The organism is Peribacillus sp. NPDC097264 (assembly GCF_050277925.1).
GTDB lineage: Bacteria > Bacillota > Bacilli > Bacillales > DSM-1321 > Peribacillus.
The window spans coordinates 78,775-98,414 of record NZ_JBNNSR010000001.1 but is presented as its reverse complement, the minus strand read 5'-3'; the positions used below and the strand labels follow the sequence as shown (position 1 = coordinate 98,414).

The 19,640-nt window shown below is 42.7% G+C and carries 21 protein-coding genes; 14 read left to right on the top strand and 7 right to left on the bottom strand.

The window, feature by feature from the left end:
- Positions 1 to 50: 50 nt before the first annotated feature.
- Complete coding sequence (locus ACQKL0_RS00475) at positions 51 to 311, top strand: DUF1871 family protein (protein WP_402954276.1); 261 nt, start codon at positions 51 to 53, stop codon at positions 309 to 311.
- 50 nt (positions 312 to 361) lie between these two features.
- Here ACQKL0_RS00475 and ACQKL0_RS00470 read toward each other — a convergent pair whose 3' ends face one another.
- Positions 362 to 1,192, bottom strand: coding sequence for an alpha/beta fold hydrolase (locus tag ACQKL0_RS00470; RefSeq protein WP_403125143.1), 831 nt, complete (start codon positions 1,190 to 1,192; stop codon positions 362 to 364).
- Positions 1,193 to 1,511: 319 nt separating this feature from the next.
- Between ACQKL0_RS00470 and ACQKL0_RS00465 the strand changes: the two genes are divergently transcribed.
- Complete coding sequence (locus tag ACQKL0_RS00465; RefSeq protein ID WP_402871106.1) at positions 1,512 to 2,012, top strand: Lrp/AsnC family transcriptional regulator; 501 nt, start codon at positions 1,512 to 1,514, stop codon at positions 2,010 to 2,012.
- Positions 2,009 to 3,181, top strand: coding sequence for an aminotransferase (locus ACQKL0_RS00460; protein WP_402954273.1), 1,173 nt, complete (start codon positions 2,009 to 2,011; stop codon positions 3,179 to 3,181). The genes ACQKL0_RS00465 and ACQKL0_RS00460 overlap by 4 nt, the downstream gene beginning before the upstream one ends.
- 160 nt (positions 3,182 to 3,341) lie before the next feature.
- On the opposite strand, the gene ACQKL0_RS00455 is transcribed toward ACQKL0_RS00460, so the two are convergent.
- Together ACQKL0_RS00455 and ACQKL0_RS00450 are read right to left on the bottom strand one after the other, a co-directional pair.
- Positions 3,342 to 3,701, bottom strand: coding sequence for a helix-turn-helix domain-containing protein (locus ACQKL0_RS00455; RefSeq protein WP_402954270.1), 360 nt, complete (start codon positions 3,699 to 3,701; stop codon positions 3,342 to 3,344).
- A 144-nt stretch (positions 3,702 to 3,845) separates the two neighbouring features.
- Positions 3,846 to 5,195, bottom strand: coding sequence for a sodium-dependent transporter (locus ACQKL0_RS00450; RefSeq protein WP_403125139.1), 1,350 nt, complete (start codon positions 5,193 to 5,195; stop codon positions 3,846 to 3,848).
- Positions 5,196 to 5,527: 332 nt separating this feature from the next.
- On the opposite strand from ACQKL0_RS00450, the gene yugI reads away from it, so the two are divergent.
- Complete coding sequence (yugI, locus tag ACQKL0_RS00445; RefSeq protein ID WP_402871118.1) at positions 5,528 to 5,932, top strand: S1 domain-containing post-transcriptional regulator GSP13; 405 nt, start codon at positions 5,528 to 5,530, stop codon at positions 5,930 to 5,932.
- Positions 5,933 to 6,050: 118 nt separating this feature from the next.
- Here yugI and ACQKL0_RS00440 read toward each other — a convergent pair whose 3' ends face one another.
- Positions 6,051 to 6,284, bottom strand: coding sequence for a DUF378 domain-containing protein (locus tag ACQKL0_RS00440; RefSeq protein ID WP_402871121.1), 234 nt, complete (start codon positions 6,282 to 6,284; stop codon positions 6,051 to 6,053).
- Positions 6,285 to 6,484: 200 nt separating this feature from the next.
- On the opposite strand from ACQKL0_RS00440, the gene ACQKL0_RS00435 reads away from it, so the two are divergent.
- From ACQKL0_RS00435 to ACQKL0_RS00420, 4 genes are all read left to right on the top strand, one after another.
- Positions 6,485 to 7,648 carry an iron-containing alcohol dehydrogenase gene (locus tag ACQKL0_RS00435; RefSeq protein WP_402954264.1) on the top strand — a complete coding sequence of 388 codons (1,164 nt, stop codon included), beginning with the start codon at positions 6,485 to 6,487 and terminating at the stop codon, positions 7,646 to 7,648.
- Between the two features lie 127 nt (positions 7,649 to 7,775).
- On the top strand, positions 7,776 to 9,122 hold the full coding sequence (locus tag ACQKL0_RS00430; RefSeq protein ID WP_402989946.1) for a glucose-6-phosphate isomerase: 1,347 nt from the start codon (positions 7,776 to 7,778) through the stop codon (positions 9,120 to 9,122).
- 133 nt (positions 9,123 to 9,255) lie between these two features.
- A complete protein-coding gene (locus ACQKL0_RS00425; RefSeq protein ID WP_402871127.1) occupies positions 9,256 to 9,453 on the top strand; it encodes a hypothetical protein in 198 nt (65 codons plus the stop codon).
- 60 nt (positions 9,454 to 9,513) lie between these two features.
- Positions 9,514 to 9,918, top strand: a complete 405-nt coding sequence (locus tag ACQKL0_RS00420) for a YugN-like family protein (protein ID WP_402871129.1) — start codon at positions 9,514 to 9,516, stop codon at positions 9,916 to 9,918.
- Here the strand turns inward: ACQKL0_RS00420 and ACQKL0_RS00415 are convergent.
- Entirely contained in the window at positions 9,915 to 10,910 is a 996-nt protein-coding gene (locus ACQKL0_RS00415) for a potassium channel family protein (RefSeq protein ID WP_402954255.1), read from the bottom strand. The genes ACQKL0_RS00420 and ACQKL0_RS00415 overlap by 4 nt on opposite strands.
- A 231-nt stretch (positions 10,911 to 11,141) precedes the next feature.
- Positions 11,142 to 12,428 carry a glycosyl hydrolase family 18 protein gene (locus ACQKL0_RS00410; RefSeq protein ID WP_402989940.1) on the bottom strand — a complete coding sequence of 429 codons (1,287 nt, stop codon included), beginning with the start codon at positions 12,426 to 12,428 and terminating at the stop codon, positions 11,142 to 11,144.
- 167 nt (positions 12,429 to 12,595) lie between these two features.
- Between ACQKL0_RS00410 and ACQKL0_RS00405 the strand changes: the two genes are divergently transcribed.
- A complete protein-coding gene (locus tag ACQKL0_RS00405) occupies positions 12,596 to 12,799 on the top strand; it encodes a small, acid-soluble spore protein, alpha/beta type (RefSeq protein WP_402871137.1) in 204 nt (67 codons plus the stop codon).
- A 57-nt stretch (positions 12,800 to 12,856) separates the two neighbouring features.
- On the opposite strand, the gene ACQKL0_RS00400 is transcribed toward ACQKL0_RS00405, so the two are convergent.
- Positions 12,857 to 13,597: a glycerophosphodiester phosphodiesterase gene (locus ACQKL0_RS00400; RefSeq protein WP_427685680.1), complete on the bottom strand. Its 741-nt coding sequence runs from the start codon at positions 13,595 to 13,597 to the stop codon at positions 12,857 to 12,859.
- A gap of 155 nt (positions 13,598 to 13,752) precedes the next feature.
- On the opposite strand from ACQKL0_RS00400, the gene ACQKL0_RS00395 reads away from it, so the two are divergent.
- The 5 genes from ACQKL0_RS00395 (at position 13,753) to ACQKL0_RS00375 (ending at position 19,598) form a co-directional block, all read left to right on the top strand.
- Positions 13,753 to 14,580, top strand: coding sequence for an undecaprenyl-diphosphate phosphatase (locus ACQKL0_RS00395; RefSeq protein ID WP_402871142.1), 828 nt, complete (start codon positions 13,753 to 13,755; stop codon positions 14,578 to 14,580).
- A 491-nt stretch (positions 14,581 to 15,071) separates the two neighbouring features.
- Complete coding sequence (locus ACQKL0_RS00390) at positions 15,072 to 16,391, top strand: APC family permease (protein WP_402871145.1); 1,320 nt, start codon at positions 15,072 to 15,074, stop codon at positions 16,389 to 16,391.
- Between the two features lie 143 nt (positions 16,392 to 16,534).
- Positions 16,535 to 17,719, top strand: a complete 1,185-nt coding sequence (locus ACQKL0_RS00385; RefSeq protein WP_427685678.1) for an MFS transporter — start codon at positions 16,535 to 16,537, stop codon at positions 17,717 to 17,719.
- 110 nt (positions 17,720 to 17,829) lie between these two features.
- Positions 17,830 to 18,159, top strand: a complete 330-nt coding sequence (locus ACQKL0_RS00380; protein WP_402871149.1) for a hypothetical protein — start codon at positions 17,830 to 17,832, stop codon at positions 18,157 to 18,159.
- Positions 18,160 to 18,344: 185 nt separating this feature from the next.
- Positions 18,345 to 19,598 carry a methyl-accepting chemotaxis protein gene (locus ACQKL0_RS00375; RefSeq protein ID WP_427685676.1) on the top strand — a complete coding sequence of 418 codons (1,254 nt, stop codon included), beginning with the start codon at positions 18,345 to 18,347 and terminating at the stop codon, positions 19,596 to 19,598.
- The last annotated feature ends 42 nt before the right edge of the window (positions 19,599 to 19,640 follow it).

Here is a 19,640-nt window from a genome sequence, read left to right as displayed (position 1 = left end):
TGATACTATGATAACATGTTCTTTCCGAAATTATGGAGCAGGTGATTATAATGGATACACAACAAATGAATATAGCGTTTGTGGCTACTTTGCAAGAATGGGATCCGTATGGGATTGGCGGGGAACTATATGAACCGGAGATTGCCGACACGGTCGTGGCCTTACGCGATATAGATGACCTTCAGGAACTGGCGGAAAAAATCAAGTCCATCTACGAATTTGCATTTGATGAACCCGTCCAGTTGGAACGGTGTCTACAGGTTGCACAAAAACTGCTGATCATCAAAAATGATGCCAGCTGCTCGATTTAAAGAAAAGGGATGACTCCGAATTCGGGTCATCCCTCTTTATATGGTTTCGTCTATTCGTCTAAAAACTCCTTGATTAACTGATACACTTCTTCGGGTTTCTCCTCAGGAAGTAAATGGCCCGTGTTTTCCATGACAATGAGCTTGGAATTGGGGAGGTCTTCATGTAGTCTTCTTCCAATGTCGATCGGAACCACTCGATCATACCGCCCCCAAACAAGCAGGCAGGGCGTATCGATTGAATGAAGTTGTTCGGATGATAAATCGCTTTCCTTATCACGTAACATCCTTCCTAAGGCACGAAATATATCATGCTTCTTCATGAAAGGATCGAGATAGCCCTGGCGCATTTCATCGTCGATCATCGTCTGATTATGGACGACATTCCTTAGATTCTTTTCGATGCCGGACCTTTGGAGATATCCCTTTACCCCAAATGAAAAGAAAGGGAAGTAGCTGAGCATCTTCATCTTTCTCGGGAAGCTTGGCTCGTACCCGGATCCGGCAAGAAGGACGGCGCGCTCGACCAGGCCAGGATAAGCTTTGATGAGTTGCAAGGAAACCTGTCCACCCATGGAATGCGCAATGATGCTGAACTTCTTGATGTTCTTTTCTTCCAAAAGCTGTACGACGGAACCTGCGATGTTCCGGAAAGAGTATGTATAGCGATTAGTTTTCCCACTTTGACCGAATGGAGGTAAGTCTATCGAGATGACATTATAGTCTTTCGTTAAATGGGGTATCAGTTTCCGGAAGCTAAAGCTTGATGATAAAAACCCATGGATTAATACCAGGGTGGGGAAAGAGTCATGAACATGAATGTGTTCATAATACATATCGATATCCCCAATCTGCTCAATGTCTTTCTTTACGTAACTTTCCATATTCGTGTTCTCCTCTACCATTCCTAAGCAAAATAAGAAGCTACTGCTGTTGCTTATCTTCCTTAGTTTTAAATAATTTCCTCTTTATCCTGTTACATAACAATACCAGAAATTATCCCCATTAAAAAATACAATTACTATAACAGATATTACGTGAACTTTGGTATAATAGTGTAAGTTTATCCTGACAGAATAGAACTTATTAATTTAATCGTGTCATACATGCCTTTAAACAAGGCTTTAAAAGGAAATTGATCGGGCTTTCTGCCAGCCAAACCATCATGTCTACATTTATGAATTCTAATAGGGAGGTTTTCCAATGCATTTGAATGAAGGGGAATTGGAAGTCTTAAGAATCATTGAAAATAACAGCCGGATCGATCAGAAGGATTTGGCTAAAATGACCGAGTTATCTGAAGCGGACATTGAAGCAACGTTGAAGAAATTGGAAGATATGCGTGTGATTGTACGTTACTTGACCGTGATTAACTGGGCAAAAGTAGATGAATATCACGGTGTGACAGCCATGATCGATGTTAAAGTAACCCCAAAACGCGGAGTTGGTTTCGATGAAGTCGCCAAACGTATATATCGATTCAAAGAAGTGGAGTCCGTTTATTTGATGTCCGGTGCGTATGACCTTTCCGTCATCGTGGAAGGTCGTTCAATGAATGAAGTGGCAAGGTTTGTATCGGAAAAACTTTCGACGCTCGATTCTGTCATTTCCACGACAACTCACTTTATTATGAAGAAATATAAGCATGATGGGACAATTTTTGAACAAACAGAAGAAGACAGAAGGATAGTGGTATCACCATGATTAAAACGAGTTTCGTGTCAAAAACGGTTTCAGAGCTAAAACCATCGGGTATCCGTCGATTTTTCGACTTGGCTGCCAATCTAGAAGGAGTCGTTTCACTTGGAGTGGGAGAACCGGACTTCGTTACATCCTGGGCAGTCCGGGAAGCGGCAATCAACTCATTGGAAGAAGGATACACCTCTTATACAGCTAATGCCGGCTTGATGGAATTGAGGCAGGAAATCAGTGGATATATGAAAAAGCAGTTTGAGGTTTCGTATGATCCCGAGAATCAAATCATTGTTACGGTGGGTGCAAGTCAGGCCCTCGACATTGCCCTTAGGACAATCTTGAATCCTGGTGAGGAAGTCATCGTCGTCGAACCTTGTTTCGTTGCCTATGCACCGTTGGTAACGATGGCAGGAGGGGTGCCGGTCACTGTCCAAACTTCCAGGGAGCATGACTTTAAGTTAATGCCGGAGCAACTCGAAGCGGTCATCACACCAAGGACGAAGGCAATCTTGATTTGTTCGCCGAATAACCCGACTGGAACTCAGTTAGAGAAATCGGAGTTGGCAGCACTTGCTGAAATCATCAAAAAGCATGATTTATTAGTCCTTTCCGATGAGATTTATGCGGAGCTTGCATATGATGAGAAATATACGTCATTTGCCGCCATCGACGGCATGCTTGAGCGTACGATCGTCATCAACGGGTTCTCTAAAGCGTTTGCGATGACTGGATGGCGTCTTGGATTTGTATGTGCGCCTCCGGAAATTTCCGCAGCGATGCTCAAAGTCCATCAATACGCGATGATGTGCGCTCCGACCATGGCACAGTTTGCAGCATTGGAAGCTTTGAAGAATGGAATGCAAGATGTGGAAGATATGCGCCGCAGCTACAGAGGAAGACGCAACTATATCGTAAAGTCATTTAACGAAATCGGTCTGGACTGCCATAATCCAGGCGGAGCTTTTTATGCCTTCCCATCCATTGAGAAAACGGGCATGACTTCCATGGAGTTCGCAGAAAAACTGCTGACTGAAGAACTTGTGGCCGTGGTACCGGGAGATGTTTTCGGGGAAAGTGGTGAGGGGCATATCCGTTGTTCTTATGCTTCTTCCATGGAACAGCTTCAGGAAGCCATTAAAAGAATGGATCGGTTCATGCAGAAATATAGCAAGTACTAAAACCCCATACGCAAAAAAATAGGGATTCGCCGTAATATACGGCGAATCCCTATCCATAGGGGGAATTAGAAAAAAGAGTTAATCTTAATGGATTAACATAGAAAGTGTTAATCATAGTATATCCAGTTTATAGAAAATAATACGCCTGATATGGATATTTTTACAATTTAGTTTGTGTGTTATATAAATGATGCATGATATTTAAAATTTGTTCTTCACTGAAATCTTTCGCGGTACGGAGGATGAGCTTAGCCTGTTTGAGTCCAATTTCCTGAATGAGTTCTTCCATTTCTTCATCCAAACCTGAAGCATTCGCAACGGGGCCATTTTGGATTAGCTCTGAGGCAGGGATATCAAGAACGGTGGAAAGCCGTAAAATGGTCTGGGTATCAGGCGTGACTTCCCCTGATTCATACATTTCAATTTTTTTGGTGCCCATACGTAGTTTCAAAGCCAGTTCTTGTTGAGTGAGATTATGATCTTCCCGGTATTGCCGAATATTCTTTGCGATATTTGACATGTCAATCACTCCTTTTTCAGGAAATAGTAGTAATAAGGTCATTTTACCATATTTTAACTTGTACACAGTGGGAATGATATGGATATTTTGTGAAAAGAAAACGCCGCATCGATTACCGATGCGGCGTTTTGAATGAAGGAAACATTACTTGTCAAATAGACCGATTGAACTCAAAAAGACGACGAGTATCGCTACCGGAACGATATAGCGAATGAGAAAGTACCAAAGTTTGAAGAAAGAGAATACTGGGCTTGCCCCCATTTCGAACTCTTTCTGAACTTGGAGCCTTTTCATCTGATAGCCAATGAAAAGAGAGATGAATAAGGCTCCGATAGGCAAGGCGATGTTGCTTGTCACATAATCAGCGAGGTCGAAGAAGGTCAAGTTGAAAATCTTCACATCGGAGAGTACGCCAAATGATAATGCGCTTGGAATCCCGATCACGAAAACAAGAAGGCCGGCTATCCATGAAGATTTCCGGCGCTTCCGAGCATCGCCCTTTATCATGGATGCTACGATGATTTCCAGAATGGAGAACGCTGAAGTAAGCGTAGCGAATAATAATAATACGAAGAAAATCGCCATGAAAATGCCACCGAAGGTAATTTCATTAAAGACCGCAGGCAACACGACAAAGACGAGTCCTGGTCCACTTGAAGGATCGAAACCAAGGGCAAATACGGCCGGGAAAATGACCAAGCCCGCCAATAAGGAAATGAAAATATTCAACCCGACTACGGATATTGCCGATTTTGTAATATCATCATTCTTACTTAAGTACGAAGCATAGGTGACCATCACGGAAATACCTACACTAAGTGCAAAGAAGGATTGTCCTAGCGCTAATAAAATCGTCTGCTCCGTCAAGGAGGAGAAATCCGGTTTCAAAAAGAAACGGACACCTTCCATCGCACCTTCAAGTGTCATGGAACGAACGAGAAGGACAAGAAAAAGGACGAATAGGGAAGGCATCATGTACTTATTGGCCTTTTCAATCCCTTTGGATACGCCACCTTGTACGACCCAAATCGTCAAGACCATGAAAAGAAGCTGCGCAATGACCGTTTCATAAGGACTGCTGATAACGGTATTGAAAAGGCCACTGTATTCCGATTGGGTTAAATTTGATAGGGACCCGGTAAAGCTTCTCCATAAATAGGAAAGGATCCAGCCACCAACAACACTATAGAAGGAAAGTAAAATGATGGATGCTAGAACTCCGCCATATCCTAGTAACACCCAGGGTTTACCTGGTGAAATGTGCTTGTAGGCCCGAATGGCATCTTTTTGTGCATTCCGGCCGATGGTGAATTCGGCGATAAGTAAGGGTGTGCCGATCATGAGGGTGAAAATCACGAAAAAAAGGAAAAAAGCGCCGCCTCCATTTGTCCCTGTCATATATGGAAACTTCCAGATGGCACCCAAACCAATAGCGGACCCAGCCGCTGCTAGAATGAATCCGATTTTGGAAGACCATTGCTCTTGTTTTGCCATGGTGAAAAACTCCTTTAGAGGTATAGAAATACGTGAATGTAGAGATAAACATTTTCTCATCTTACTACGATTAATCTCAATTTGGTAGTTTTTTGTTATGCTAATTTTTTGAAAAATTAATGATCGAAAAAATGGGGACAAAGAATTAAATGAAAACTTTTAGGATAAGTTATAAATAATAGCCATATATCGAAATGGACACTCAATTACAAAATTTTTACGTTTTAGCGGAAAAAGTATGGTATACTTAACTTTGATTATTTCCAGCTCTGTGATATAATTTTGTATTGCGTGAAAAGCCGAAAAAATATATATAAAATAGGAGTGTTACCATGTCTGAAAAATTCGAAATTGGTGCAGTAGTTACTGGTAAGGTAACTGGTATTCAACCTTACGGTGCATTTGTTGCTTTAGATGATTCAACTCAAGGATTAGTTCATATTTCTGAAATCACTCACGGGTTCGTAAAAGATATTAACGAACATTTAAAAGTGGGCGATGAAGTGAAAGTTAAAGTACTTTCAATCGATTCAAAAGCTGGAAAAATCGGCTTATCAATCCGCGCAACAGAAGAAGCTCCTGAGCGTACTGAAGCTCCTAAGAAAGCTCCAAAAAAACGCCAAGCATCTGTTAAAGCAACATCACACATCGAGTCTACTGAAGGATTCAACTCTTTAAAAGATAAACTTCAAGCGTGGATCGATCAATCTGAACGCGAAGACTTAATCAAAAAATAATTTTTTTAACCGGATGGTCTTAGGACCATCCGGTTTTTTTATTATTCTTCAATAATTGATAAAGCCGGGACATGTTTCATGGACCGGCTTTATTTTATACATATTTTCTTTTAGTGATTCATTGAGTTGGTTTTGTTTCAGTTTCACGAGACGTTTGGGGACTTGGCTTGAAGAGAAGACCAAGATTGATAAGCCCGGCGATTCCCACTAAGCCATAAACGATGCGAGCCAAAGCAGCATCTTGTCCGCCGAATATCGCTGCGACTAGATCGAACTGAAAAAATCCAATTAGTCCCCAGTTGATGGCTCCGATGATTGTTAAAACAAGTGCCGTTTTTTGTAATCCACTCATTGTATAGCCTCCTTTTTTATAAGCATCTTTCTTTACTTATCATGCTTTTTGAAGATAATTATATACACCCCAGAAAAAACTTCTAAACGGATATTTTGTATTTATATGGAATGTTCGTCATAATGAAGGGATAAAATATCCATTGCTGCAGTGGCATGGGGCTGCTGAAAAAAAGGCAATGCAAAAGGAGATTATATATATTGGAAAATTACACGTATAAGAATCCTACTAAGATCATCTTTGGTAGAAACCAATTGAAAAGCATAAAAGAGGAAATTCCTGCCTACGGAAAGAAAGTGTTGCTCGTCTACGGTGGCGGAAGCATCAAGAAAAACGGGCTGTATGATAAAGTGATGGAGGAATTGAAAGAAATCCAGGTGGAAGTATATGAACTGGCAGGAGTTGAACCAAACCCAAGGATCACGACTGTCCGTAAAGGTGTGGAGTTGTGTAAGGAACATCAAATCGACTTCGTGCTAGCGGTAGGCGGCGGAAGTGTCATCGATGCAACAAAAGGCATCGTTGCGGGTGCGAAGTATGAAGGAGACGCTTGGGATCTTGTCACCAAAAAGGCTCCCGTCAAAGAAGCCCTTCCTTTTGGGACAATCCTTACGATTGCTGCAACCGGTTCTGAAGCGAATTCGGGTTCGGTCATTACGAATTGGGAAACGAAAGAGAAATACGGATGGGGAAGTCCTTTGTTATTTCCTAAATTCTCGGTCCTTGATCCTGAAAATACTTTTTCACTTCCAAAAAATCAAACCGTCTATGGCATGGTCGATATGATGTCACATGTTTTCGAAACGTATTTCCATCAAGAAACGCATGCTCCGCTTCAGGACCGCTTTTGTGAATCACTTCTGGTGACGGTCATGGAAACGGCTCCAAAGTTATTGGAAGATCTCGAGGATTATGAAAATCGTGCTACGATTTTGTATGCGGGCAATGTGGCGTTAAATGGTTCACTGGGAGTAGGATATCTTGGCGATTGGGCCACTCATAATATTGAACATGCCGTCTCTGCGGTCTATGATATTCCCCATGCGGGAGGCCTGGCAATATTATTCCCTAATTGGATGAAACATGTGCTCCATGAAAATGTCGAGCGGTTCAAACAAGTTGCCGTCCGTGTCTTTCAGGTCGACCCAGAGGGCAAATCCAGTGAAGAGGTTGCGCTTGAGGGAATTGAACGCCTTCAGTCATTCTGGAGCAGCTTAGGGGCCCCGTCGCGTCTTGCAGATTACGATATCGACGATTCACAACTTGAAGTCATTGCCGATAAAGCGATGAGCAATGGAGAATTCGGTCGGTTTAAAGTATTGAATCGCGAAGATGTCCTTGCGATTCTACGTGCTTCATTATAAGAACCTTACGATATGCTCCCACTATTCGATAGTGGGAGTTTTTTCTAAAAGACTTAGCGATTTCTTGATTCTGCTAAATACATCAGATAAAGTAAAAGAGTAACCAAAGAATAAAGGAGGAATTGGCATGTCCCATCTACATTTCGATTATTCAAAAGCTCTACCGTTTTTCGGAAAGCACGAAATGACCTATTTACAGGATGCTGTAAAAGTGGCACATCATTCTCTACACGAACAGACCGGTGCGGGCAATGAATTTCTGGGCTGGGTTGATTTACCGAAGGATTATGATAAAGAAGAGTTCTCCAGGATCAAGAAAGCTGCCGCCAAAATAAAAGAAGATTCGGACGTCCTGTTGGTCATCGGAATCGGTGGTTCGTATTTAGGAGCACGTGCAGCCATTGAAATGCTGCAACATAGTTTCTATAACCTTTTACCTTCTGATAAAAGAAACACTCCGCAAATCATATTCGTTGGTAACAACATAAGTTCTACATATATGCAAGATGTCATGGACGTATTGGTCGACAAGGACTTTTCAATCAATGTGATTTCCAAATCGGGCACAACGACGGAGCCTGCCCTTGCGTTCCGGATTTTCCGTAAGCTTCTCGAGCAAAAGTATGGTCCAGAAGCAGCGAAAGGCCGTATCTTCGCGACTACCGATAAAGAAAAGGGCGCATTAAAGACAGTGGCCACGGAAGAGGGATTTGAAACGTTCGTCATTCCGGATGATGTCGGTGGAAGGTATTCTGTACTTACTGCAGTGGGCTTGCTTCCGATTGCTGTAAGTGGTGCGGATATAGATCAAGTGATGGAAGGGGCGGAGAGCGCTAGAGCGGACTTCAGTTCATCGGAGCTTTCCGAGAACCAGGCTTATCAATACGCGGCCGTCCGTAACGTCCTTTATAATAAGGGGAAAACCATTGAAATGTTGATCAACTATGAACCTGGTCTGCAATATTTCTCAGAGTGGTGGAAGCAGTTGTTCGGCGAAAGTGAAGGGAAGGACCAGAAAGGGATTTTCCCGGCAGCCGCCAACTTCTCTACGGACCTGCATTCGATGGGGCAGTATGTACAGGAAGGGCGACGCGACCTTTTCGAAACGGTCATCAAAGTGGAAGAGGCACGTCATGAAATCTCGATTGAAGCAGCAGAAAATGATTTAGATGGTTTGAATTATCTGGCTGGTGAAACCGTACAATTCGTCAATAACAAGGCATTTGAAGGTACCTTATTGGCTCATACGGATGGCGGTGTTCCTAACCTGATTGTTTCCGTACCAAAACTGGATGCCTTCACATTCGGCTACCTTGTTTATTTCTTTGAGAAGGCTTGCGCGATGAGCGGCTATCTGTTGGGGGTCAATCCGTTTGATCAGCCTGGGGTCGAAGCCTACAAGGTGAATATGTTTGCCCTGCTAGGAAAACCAGGGTATGAAGAGAAAAAGGCGGAACTCGAACAGCGTTTATAAAATAAAGTGAAGAAGGCATCATGCTGGACTAGATTGTCCACGCATGATGCCTTTTTTTATCGGATTAAGAAAAAGTTAAGAAAAAAGGTTGATAATGCTATGTAATCCGATACCTAGAAAAGAGGGACTGTGCATGCAACTATCTTCGACAACGAATAGTTACGCTGGAACGATAAGTACCCCTTCAACTACGGGAAATCAAAACGCTATGAAGGATCTGGAAAAACAGAAAACAGAGCAGCAGGCAGATATCCAGGAAGCCTATCAATCAGAAGGTACAGCCGAAGCCAATTTGTTTTTTACCCAATCGAAAGAGGATAGTGATCAATAGGGGTTATTTTAAGACTTTTGGGTAAGCTAATTATTAAAATTAGCAAAAGAGGTTTTTAACATGATTGAAATATCTTCTAAATTGGAAGGGAAAACCTTTGGATTATTCGATTTGGAAACGAAGCTTAAACCAGAAGGGTATATGATTGGTGGTGGTTGGGATTATGACCACGGCACCTTCGATTTCAAAATGGACGACAAAGATGGCTATCAGTTTTTGCGTGTTCCCTTCAAAGCTGTGGATGGGTCACTTGATACTGACGGGGCCATGGTTGAAATCATGACGCCGTATTTATTATCTCATAAGTATGAAGATGGCATCGACCGCGAGGGAAATATCGGGAATCTCTCCGCTTCATTTAATCAATTTGCCGAGCCGGAAGACCCCGATGCTGAATTTCCTCAGGAATATATTGCGTATGGGAAATCCCTCGTTCGGGACCTTGAAAAAATCTTATTGGATTAACGATCGATGATGAGCAAGATATCATTTTGATGGATGATTGCATCTGCAGGAGGCTTGATACGTGTCTCGCCTCCTGAAATGATGCCAACCAAGAGAATATCCTTATCTAATAATGTAATCCCCAATTGTTTGAATGTTTGCCCGTTCCAATCGAATTGGACGGGCATCTGTTCAATCTTTAAACCATTTTCGGTGGCCGAATTTTCTTCTTCCCGCTTTTCCATGCCTCTCCATAAACATTCCTGCATATAATCACTCGCAAACTTATTTGTTTCGATAATGGCATCTGCTCCCGCACGTAATGCATTTTCCTTCTGTTCCTGCGTTAAAATTTCAACAAGACAATATACATGAGGGTTCAGTCCTTTTATAGCCAGTAAAGCCAACACGGTGAACATGTCGGTCTGCAGTTCGTTTTGTTGGAGATCGGCAGTGATGAGGACCCGTGCCGCCTGTTTAATATTGGCCTGTTGCAAAACGGAATCCAAACTGGCTTTCCCTTGGACAAAATGTATATTCGTCCGTGGCAAAGGGTGCTTGGTCAATGTGTCGTCAATCAAGACAATATATTGGTTATGCATGCGTTCATGAATGTTCTTGATGATTCGTTTTGAACGTCCATTCCAGCCGATGATAATAAAGTGACCGGTGCCGCTAAACTCCTTTCTTCCGGAAAGGAATTGTTGGTCGCTTGAGATGGACATTTTGGCGATGTAGGCAAAATAAGAAGTGATGAGCCCGACACCCGATAAGATGAGAAGCATCCCGAGGATTCTCCCAAACTTCGTAAGTGGGGTGAAATCCCCATATCCAACGGTCGATATCGTGACGATTGCCCACCAAATTCCCTCGAATATGGAAGGGAAATTATCAGGCTCGACTAGATGAATCAGCCAACCGAATACAAGTAAAAATAGGATGATGGTCAAAAATAGTTTGAGTAAACGTGGAGACCTTTTAAAAGTGTTGCTGAACGGATTGATTCGGATCATGTTATCCCCCCTACGACAGTCCTTTTAGTATGGACAAAATGAACTGAACTCATAAGGAGTTAACGGATATATAAAGAATTCTAGTAAGAATATAAGCATGATAAAAACCTTCCGTGACCTGACGGAAGGTTTTTATCATATGGAGTCACGTATCCGGAAAAAGGACTTCATGCTCAATACTTGATGGTATGCGAGGACCACATGGTATATGCAAAAAAATATGAAAATCCCTCAGACCCGTCGTCGGACATTGAAGTTCTCACTGATGAGCAACCAGTTTTGCGGGAAGGCAAGGCCTAGCTTCCAGTAACTCATTCCTCTAAGGTTCAATTCTTTGATCAAATCGAACTTTGCTTGAATGGACCGGGCGTCTTCAAACCAGACCTCATGCTCCTTCCCATCTGCATCCGTGTAATTGAAATGGGGCGCCTGCGCTTTCTCATCGTATTCTATGGATACATTGTTCGCGGCAGCAATCTGGATGGCCTGCTGAGGGCTGATCGCTTTGGCGATGGAGCCTTGGACAAAAGGCAATGTCCAATCATATCCGTATAGGTTCTGTCCCATCAGAATCTTATTGGCCGGCATTTCGGTGATGGCATATTCCAGTACGTCCCGAACCGGTCCTATTGGGGATACCGCCTGTGCTGGACCGCCGCTGTATCCCCATTCGTACGTCATGATGATCACGAAGTCGACAATTTCACCATGTGCCTTATAGTCATGTGCCTCATACCAGCCACCCTTTTGCTCTGCACTGGTTTTTGGTGCAAGTGCCGTCGAGATGAACCAACCTTCTTTTTTGAAACGATCCCTTGCTTTACGTAAGAATTGGTTATAGGCATTTTTATCGGACGGGCGGAGAAACTCAAAGTCAAAGTGAATATCCCTGAATCCATATTTCTTGGCTGTGGTCACAATGTTGTTTAGGAACTTATTCTGCACGGAGGTGTTCGTCAGGATGATCCGACCAAGTTCATCACTGAATTGATCGTTTTCCTGATTGGTGATGACCATCATGAGGACATTCTTGTTTTCTTTTGCAATGGTGGGAAAGTTATTGAGCAACGGTTCCTTTAAGGTGCCATCTCGCAGTGCCTGAAAGCTGAATGGCGCTAAGTATGTCAAATAAGGCGCGGCTTCCTGAGCAGCTGTTTCAAGGGCAGGAGCGACTGTTGTACCACGGGGCTCGACATAGCCGTTGAATTCAGCAGTCCGTTTTTTTCGGGCAGGAATATATAGGCGGTACCCCACGGATAAGGAGTCCTGATCGGAAATGCCATTGATCCTCGCTAATTCTTGATAGGGTACATCCACTTTTTGAGCAATCGAAAATAAAGTGTCACCAGGCTGGACAAAATAATAGCTGCCGACGATTGGAATGACAATGGCCTGCCCGATGACAAGATTATTTGGGTTAGGAATTTTATTTGATTCAACGAGCCGGTCAACGCTCACGCTATATGTTTGGGCGATGCCAAATAACGTTTGGCCAGGCCTAACCACATGAATTTGCACGTCTTTTCCCCCTTACTGAAAGTTTCCTAACAGTTTATGAGCATAGGAAGAAATTCATGATAGCGAGCGAAGAAGTTATCTTCATAAAGTTACGATTATTCAATAAATTGGAAAACATAATTGGAGGGGGAGATGTAAATAAATATATATAAGGAGGTGAGAAACACATGGCAAACAACAATAGCAGTAATCAACTAGTAGTAGCTGGTGCAGAACAAGCTCTAGAGCAAATGAAGTATGAAATTGCTTCTGAATTCGGTGTAAACCTTGGTGCAGACACAACATCACGTGCTAATGGATCAGTTGGTGGAGAAATTACAAAACGTTTAGTGCAAATGGCTGAACAACAATTAGGCGGATCGACTCGTTAATAACTGAATAAACATGGATTGAAAGAGGAGGGGAATGTTCCCCTTCTCTTTCACATTTTATTTAGCTGACATGCCTTTCAGAGTCGTGATGGCTTTCTCAGGAAAATCGGTCATGATGACATCGACTCCCCATTTGACTAGCCGCTCGATATCTTCTGGTTTATTGGCCACCCAAGGGCGGACTTTGTATCCAAGTTTCCTCGCAGTGGCATGAATGGAAGGGGTCAGGCTATTTTTGTCAGGATGAAAGCCAGCTTCTTTTTTCTCGGCTAAAATTTCCTCGACGTTTGCTGGCAATCCCTCGAATAATAAAGCCCGCTCCAATTCCGGGGCCAGCGTCTTTACGTTTTCAATCGATTGATGATTGAAAGAAGAAAGAATCACTCGATTTTCCATGTGATGCTGCCGGATTAAACCCACAACTTTTTTTTCGATGCCTTCGTAAGGGAGCTTATCTGTTTTAAGCTCAATATTCATCCACAATGTATGTTCCTTCGCCCATTCGAAAATTTCACCTAAGAATGGAATCTTCTCACCATGGAATTCCTCGGAAAATTTGCTTCCCGCATCCGCTGATTTTAACTCTTCTGCGGAGAAATCCTTTACATACCCGGAAAGAGTGGTCGTCCGGTCAAGTGTTTCATCATGGATGATTACCAATTCCCCATCCGAACTGAGGTGGACATCGAACTCGATGCCATCCGCCCCGACTCGTAGTGCTTCTTTGAATGCAATCATCGTATTTTCAGGATGCGTTCCTTTGGATCCACGGTGGGCATAGATTTGGGTGTTTTTCACATGCATCACTCCTTTTTCTGAAAAGAAGAACCTTGAATCTATGATACATGTATCTCTTCTTTCTTTCAGCAATGATTAATAGACAATATTTTAAACAACGAGTAAAATACAATGGTATTTCCATTTACAAGCGGAGAAATAATGAGGTGAAAACAATGAATATATGGGAAATTTTTGTGGCCGTTATCCTTGGCCTTGTGGAAGGCCTGACGGAGTTTGCACCAGTATCTTCTACGGGGCATATGATCATAGTTGATGATCTATGGCTGAAATCTACCGAAATATTTGGTAGTGAAGTAGCGAATGCATTCAAGGTCGTCATTCAACTGGGATCGATACTGGCTGTTGTTGTGCTCTTTTGGGGGCGGTTCATGGACTTGCTCGGATTACGAAAGATGAAGAACCCCTCTGCCGTGGCAGGGAAAAAGTTGAATTTGCTTCAAATCATCGTAGGGTTGCTGCCTGCGGCCGTATTAGGTTTATTGTTCGAAGATTATATTGATGACCATTTATTCACTGTAAAGACGGTAATCGTCGGATTATTCCTCGGTGCTTTGCTGATGATTGCAGCGGATAGGTTCCGACCGAAATTGACAGCCGAAACGGTTGATCAAATTACTTATAAACAAGCCTTAGGTGTCGGGTTGATACAATGTCTAGCCCTTTGGCCAGGCTTCTCCCGTTCGGGTTCCACCATATCAGGCGGCGTACTGCTGGGGATGAGTTACCGTGCAGCTTCCGATTTCACGTTTATCATGGCTGTGCCTATCATGGCAGGAGCCAGTTTGCTGAAAATCGTAAAATACTGGGAGTACTTTACGCCTGACGTGTTACCATTCTTTATCGCAGGGTTTATCAGTGCCTTCATATTTGCGTTATTCTGCATACGTTTCTTCCTATTATTGATTAATAAAGTGAAGTTGACGCCATTTGCTATTTATCGTATGGTCTTAGCCATTATCCTGTTATTTATTGTTTGGTAAGAAGCAGGGTTTAACAAAATGAAAAGAAAAAGGCAGAAATGTTGCGACATCAACATTTCTGCCTTTTTTCGTGGCTTAGCGAGCACAAAAGAATGTTAATGTTATATTCATATTGGATTAAATCTCTATATAAGGATAAAGATATGAATCTGAGGACCTTGTATGCATCATTCCATCGATATCGAAACCATAAATGAAATAACTGAAGATAGAATGGAATTATACGAAATATTATATGTATAATTAACTAAATCATTCGTCTTAAGTCATTTTAAAGTATGAAAACTTGAATTTATAAAAAAAATAATTCGTAATTTAGTGAAAATGAAGAAAAGTTAAAATAATTATGAAAACGGATACAATATAGAGATAACAAGGCCTGTAACATCAGATTGATTATTTAGATTATTCGATAAACTATTCTTGTATATTTTTCGTGGTATAATTTTTCTGAGAAAATAGAAGGTGTGTACACGGAAGGAGGACATTATGTGAATGATCAATTGAAAAAAACGATTGGCTTTTGGGTTGGAACATCTATAGTAGTGGGTACAGTCATAGGCTCTGGTATTTTCATGAAGCCGGGAGTGGTACTTGAGTTAAGTGGTAATTCAACGATGTCCTTATTGGCTTGGCTGATTGGTGGCTTGATTACGCTGGCAAGTGGATTGACAATCGCCGAAGTGAGTACACGAATTCCTAAAACGGGCGGTTTATATGCGTATTTAGAAGAAGTGTATGGAAAGTTGTGGGGCTTTCTTTGCGGTTGGGTTCAAACGCTAGTTTATGGACCTGCAGTAATGGGCGCACTTTGTTTATACTTTGGTGCGTTGGTGGCCGGTTTATTTAATATATCCATGGATTATACAATGGGTATTGGAATAATCACGATTGTCTTTTTGACGGCCATGAACTTGTTGGGGACGAAATATGGCGGGTTGATCCAAACCGTTTCAACGGTTGCCAAATTGATTCCAATCGTCTTCATAGCTGTGTTCGGCATGGCTCAAGGTGAGATGCCCGTTTTCAACATGGATGTTGAAACGACGGTGAAGGTGAGTATGGCAGGGGCCATTCTTGCAACACTTTGGGCGTATGATGGCTGGATCAATGTCGGCTTTATGGCTGGTGAGATGAAGAATCCACAGAAGACATTACCTCGGGCCATCATCACGGGGATAGTCGTGGTCATGGTAGCCTATTTAGCTGTAAACCTGGCCATGCTACACGTTCTGGGCCCTGATGGAATCATTGCGAATGGAACGAATTCCGCTAATGTTGCAGCCACCGTTCTTTTTGGCGAGCTAGGCGGAAAATTAATTGCAATCGGAATCTTGATTTCAATCTTCGGTTGCCTGAACGGCAAGCTTCTAACCTTCCCAAGGATTACACTTGCGATGGCTGAGGATAAGATGGTTCCTGGTCATAAACAGATAAGGAAGATATCACCTAGATTCAGGACACCTGTCAATGCCACGATTCTACAAGTGGTCATTGCGATCATCATGATGATTGTGACAGATCCGGATAAGCTATCGAATATGGCGATATTCTCTGTCTTTTCTTTTTATGGGCTAGCCTTCTTTGCAGTCTTCATTCTACGTAAAAAAGATCCGGATGCAAAAACGTATAAAGTGCCGCTTTATCCGTTCATCCCTATCCTGGCAATTATCGGTGCGGTATACATAGTGCTTAGCACATTAATCGATACACCGATGGATGCCCTCTACTCCATAATTATTTTGATAATCGGCTTACCTGTATATTGGCTGATGGTCAAGAGTGAGCGGAAGGATAGACAAGTTCATTAACGATTTTCCATCCCTTCACGGTATCTGTGAAGGGACTTTTTTATGCCTGGCAATCCCATGGGCCTGCTCCTTATTCGTAAAATAGACAATTGAGTTCAGACGTATTAACATAAGAAATAAGGAATTGAAAGGTCTGAGCAGAATTGAATTATATTGAACCTGCGGGTAAATCATTTCGGAAAACGATTTTGGCTTTATTTCTTGGAAGCTTTGTAACATTTGCAGATCTATATAGTACGCAACCGGTCATACCGGTTTTTGCGAAGCAGTTTGGGGTTTCTCCACCAATGGCAAGTCTTACGTTGTCTTTTGCAACCGGGACGCTCTCCATATGCCTATTGCTGGTTTCTTTTTTTTCGGAAAGCATTGATCGAAAGAAGATAATGGGTGTAGCCCTGACCATGTCTGCTTTGCTGTCGATCAGTGTCAGTTTTGTCCAGGATGACATCTACCTGTTGATTGCCATCCGGGCGGTTCAAGGGGCAGTCCTTGCAGGGTTCCCGGCAATCGCCATGGCTTATATCAATGAAGAATTCCATCCGAAAAGCCTGGGGTATGTGATGGGCATCTACGTTAGTGGGTCGTCAATTGGAGGGCTGGCAGGGAGATTGATTGTCGGGGTGTTGACGGATCACTACTCATGGAATGTAGCGATTGGAAGTCTTGGCGTTTTAAGCTTACTTATCAGCTTGTTCTTTTGGTGGATGCTGCCTTCCTCTCAGCATGTCACGCACACGAACATGTCTGTGAAGAGAATGATAGAATCCTTACGACATAACATGAAGAATCCACAATTATTATGGCTATTTGGCATGGCTTTCTTATTAATGGGTTCCTTTGTCACCGTTTATAACTTCGTGGGGATTCCCTTGATGGAGCCGCCTTATCAATTATCACAAACACTGATCGGTTTCATTTTCCTTATCTATCTCGTCGGGACCTTCAGCTCGACTTGGATGGGGAAGCTCGCTGACCGCTATAGCCGGGGACGCGTGTTACTAACCGGGATACTGATCATGCTAGCAGGGGCCCTCCTGACCTTGGCAGTTCCTCTATCGATGAAAATATTGGGATTGGCTCTTTTCACCTTTGGTTTTTTTGGGGCCCATTCGATTGCGAGTGGTTGGGTCGGAAGGTTGGCGGATAAAAACGAGAAGGCCCAAGCCTCGGCTCTGTACCTTTTCTTCTATTATGGAGGATCCAGTATAGTGGGGGCCACGGGCGGTATATTCTTAATCCGGTTCGGCTGGGGAGGAGTCATTTCCGTTGTATCCATCTTGATCATTTTGGCGGCCATTTGTATATGGATGTTGAAAAAGGTAAAATAAAAGAGGAAAACAAAGTCTCTTTTCTATCATATTTACTAGGTTTCTGAATATAATCTATTGAAAAAGGATAGTAAGTAATAGATTGATAAAAAGAAGGGGTAATAGATAGAGTGAAACGAAAAACAGTAATCCTAGGTGGTTTAATAGCCGTTTTAATCATATTATTGGTTGTATATTTAACAGGTCCAGGCCGGTTGGACAAAGTGGTGATCGTCGAGAAGTACTACCCTCATTTTTCCGATGGCAAGGCGATTGGCTTTAAGACGAATGAAGTCATTAACGTGAGCAAAACAGAAGAGGGTTCGAATTGCGCAATGAAATTCGATAACGGAAAGATATTGGAAATAGATTGTGACCGGTATTTATCCTATAAAGTAGATGAAACGGTCTATATCTCTTCGGACGGTGATGAAGTCAAGACTATCCAAAGGAAAAGATAGCGCCGTTCTTAAATAAGTGAATAGTAGAATAGAAAGCTGATTTTGTCCTTGCTAAACAAAATCAGCTTTTTTTATTTGTGATAAATAAGTACTATTTAAGGATAAATGTGGAAATTATAATAGGAAAATAGTATGATAATTCTGTGAACATTTTAAAAAATTTAAAATCATAGGAGTGGATACTAATGAGACTAATTCAATATATCATTCGGACGAGCTTGGTTGTGGTACCAGGTACCTTCATGATTGGGCTGTTCGTTTGTCTCGCAAATGGTATTTCGGGAATGCCCATGCTATGGAATCTGGTCTTCATTACAATTTGCGGTGTGGTTGTCGGAATTATTTCCTCCGTGATCAACCATCGAAGGTTCATTCGTCCGATTGGATTGATTAATCGTTATCTAGAGAAAATTGCGGACGGTGACCTTAAACAAAGGATAAGTGAAGATCAGTTAGGTTTTTTGAAAACGATTGCACTTCATATCAATCACACTGTGGAGTCTTGGAGCGCCGTATTGAAAAAGGTTCAGGAGGCATCGAAGAATATGAACGCCTATTCCAATGAATTGGCGGAAGGAGCACATCAGACAAGCAGCGCGACGGAAGAAATCTCCTGCTCGATAGAAGATGTCGCACAAGGAGCCAGAAACCAGGCAAAGGGAGTGAACGAGACTACTGAGGTGATTTATCAGATGTCATCCAGCCTTTCAAGGGTAACAATCGGGGCGGAGAAGGTATCTGGCTCCATCCATAAGTCCTTGGAGAAAGCGAATGCAGGAAAAAACTCAATCGAACAGGCGGGCCAACAAATGGAGTCCATTTATTCGAATGTGAATGAATTGGCAAGGGTCGTCAATGGATTGGGGGAACGTTCCGTCGAGATAGGGAAAATAGTTGAAGTGATTACAGGGATAGCTGCGCAGACGAATCTATTGGCCTTGAATGCTTCCATAGAGGCGGCACGGGCTGGTGATCAAGGAAAAGGGTTTGCCGTGGTGGCCAATGAAGTGAGGAACCTTGCAGAGCAATCAAGCCATGCAACTCAGCAAATCAGTGAAATCATCAACCATATCCAAAAAGAAACAAAGCAGGTGGCCGAGCAAATGGGGTCTGTCAATCGCGAGGTAAGCGAAGGAATCAACGTGATGACCGGAGCTGGAGATACATTTATAGAAATTCACCACTCCATAAACGATCTTTCTGATCAAGTGGGGCAAGTGGGGGAGACGATTGAAAAAATGGAAGCGGGAACGAGGATGGCTGTACAGTCGATGGAGATGATATCCACTGCAGCGGCGGGTTCAGAGGCGGCGACACTAAATGTCTTGACGGCTACGGGGGAACAATCCGCCGCAATAGAAGAAATCAGCGCCTTTGCTGAACACTTGCGGAAACTAGCCGGAGAAATGGATGGCATCATCCATACTTTCAAAATTTAAGCCTCATCGGAAATGAAGACCCAGACCTTTTTGGTCTGGGTC

What these genes read in the sequence shown, in the direction of transcription:
- ACQKL0_RS00475 (WP_402954276.1), top strand. Translation starts at nt 51, where the DNA reads ATGGATACACAACAAATGAATATAGCGTTTGTGGCTACTTTGCAAGAA.
- ACQKL0_RS00470 (WP_403125143.1), bottom strand. Translation starts at nt 1,192, where the DNA reads ATGGAAAGTTACGTAAAGAAAGACATTGAGCAGATTGGGGATATCGAT.
- ACQKL0_RS00465 (WP_402871106.1), top strand. Translation starts at nt 1,512, where the DNA reads ATGCATTTGAATGAAGGGGAATTGGAAGTCTTAAGAATCATTGAAAAT.
- ACQKL0_RS00460 (WP_402954273.1), top strand. Translation starts at nt 2,009, where the DNA reads ATGATTAAAACGAGTTTCGTGTCAAAAACGGTTTCAGAGCTAAAACCA.
- ACQKL0_RS00455 (WP_402954270.1), bottom strand. Translation starts at nt 3,701, where the DNA reads ATGTCAAATATCGCAAAGAATATTCGGCAATACCGGGAAGATCATAAT.
- ACQKL0_RS00450 (WP_403125139.1), bottom strand. Translation starts at nt 5,195, where the DNA reads ATGGCAAAACAAGAGCAATGGTCTTCCAAAATCGGATTCATTCTAGCA.
- yugI (WP_402871118.1), top strand. Translation starts at nt 5,528, where the DNA reads ATGTCTGAAAAATTCGAAATTGGTGCAGTAGTTACTGGTAAGGTAACT.
- ACQKL0_RS00440 (WP_402871121.1), bottom strand. Translation starts at nt 6,284, where the DNA reads ATGAGTGGATTACAAAAAACGGCACTTGTTTTAACAATCATCGGAGCC.
- ACQKL0_RS00430 (WP_402989946.1), top strand. Translation starts at nt 7,776, where the DNA reads ATGTCCCATCTACATTTCGATTATTCAAAAGCTCTACCGTTTTTCGGA.
- ACQKL0_RS00425 (WP_402871127.1), top strand. Translation starts at nt 9,256, where the DNA reads ATGCAACTATCTTCGACAACGAATAGTTACGCTGGAACGATAAGTACC.
- ACQKL0_RS00420 (WP_402871129.1), top strand. Translation starts at nt 9,514, where the DNA reads ATGATTGAAATATCTTCTAAATTGGAAGGGAAAACCTTTGGATTATTC.
- ACQKL0_RS00415 (WP_402954255.1), bottom strand. Translation starts at nt 10,910, where the DNA reads ATGATCCGAATCAATCCGTTCAGCAACACTTTTAAAAGGTCTCCACGT.
- ACQKL0_RS00405 (WP_402871137.1), top strand. Translation starts at nt 12,596, where the DNA reads ATGGCAAACAACAATAGCAGTAATCAACTAGTAGTAGCTGGTGCAGAA.
- ACQKL0_RS00395 (WP_402871142.1), top strand. Translation starts at nt 13,753, where the DNA reads ATGAATATATGGGAAATTTTTGTGGCCGTTATCCTTGGCCTTGTGGAA.
- ACQKL0_RS00375 (WP_427685676.1), top strand. Translation starts at nt 18,345, where the DNA reads ATGAGACTAATTCAATATATCATTCGGACGAGCTTGGTTGTGGTACCA.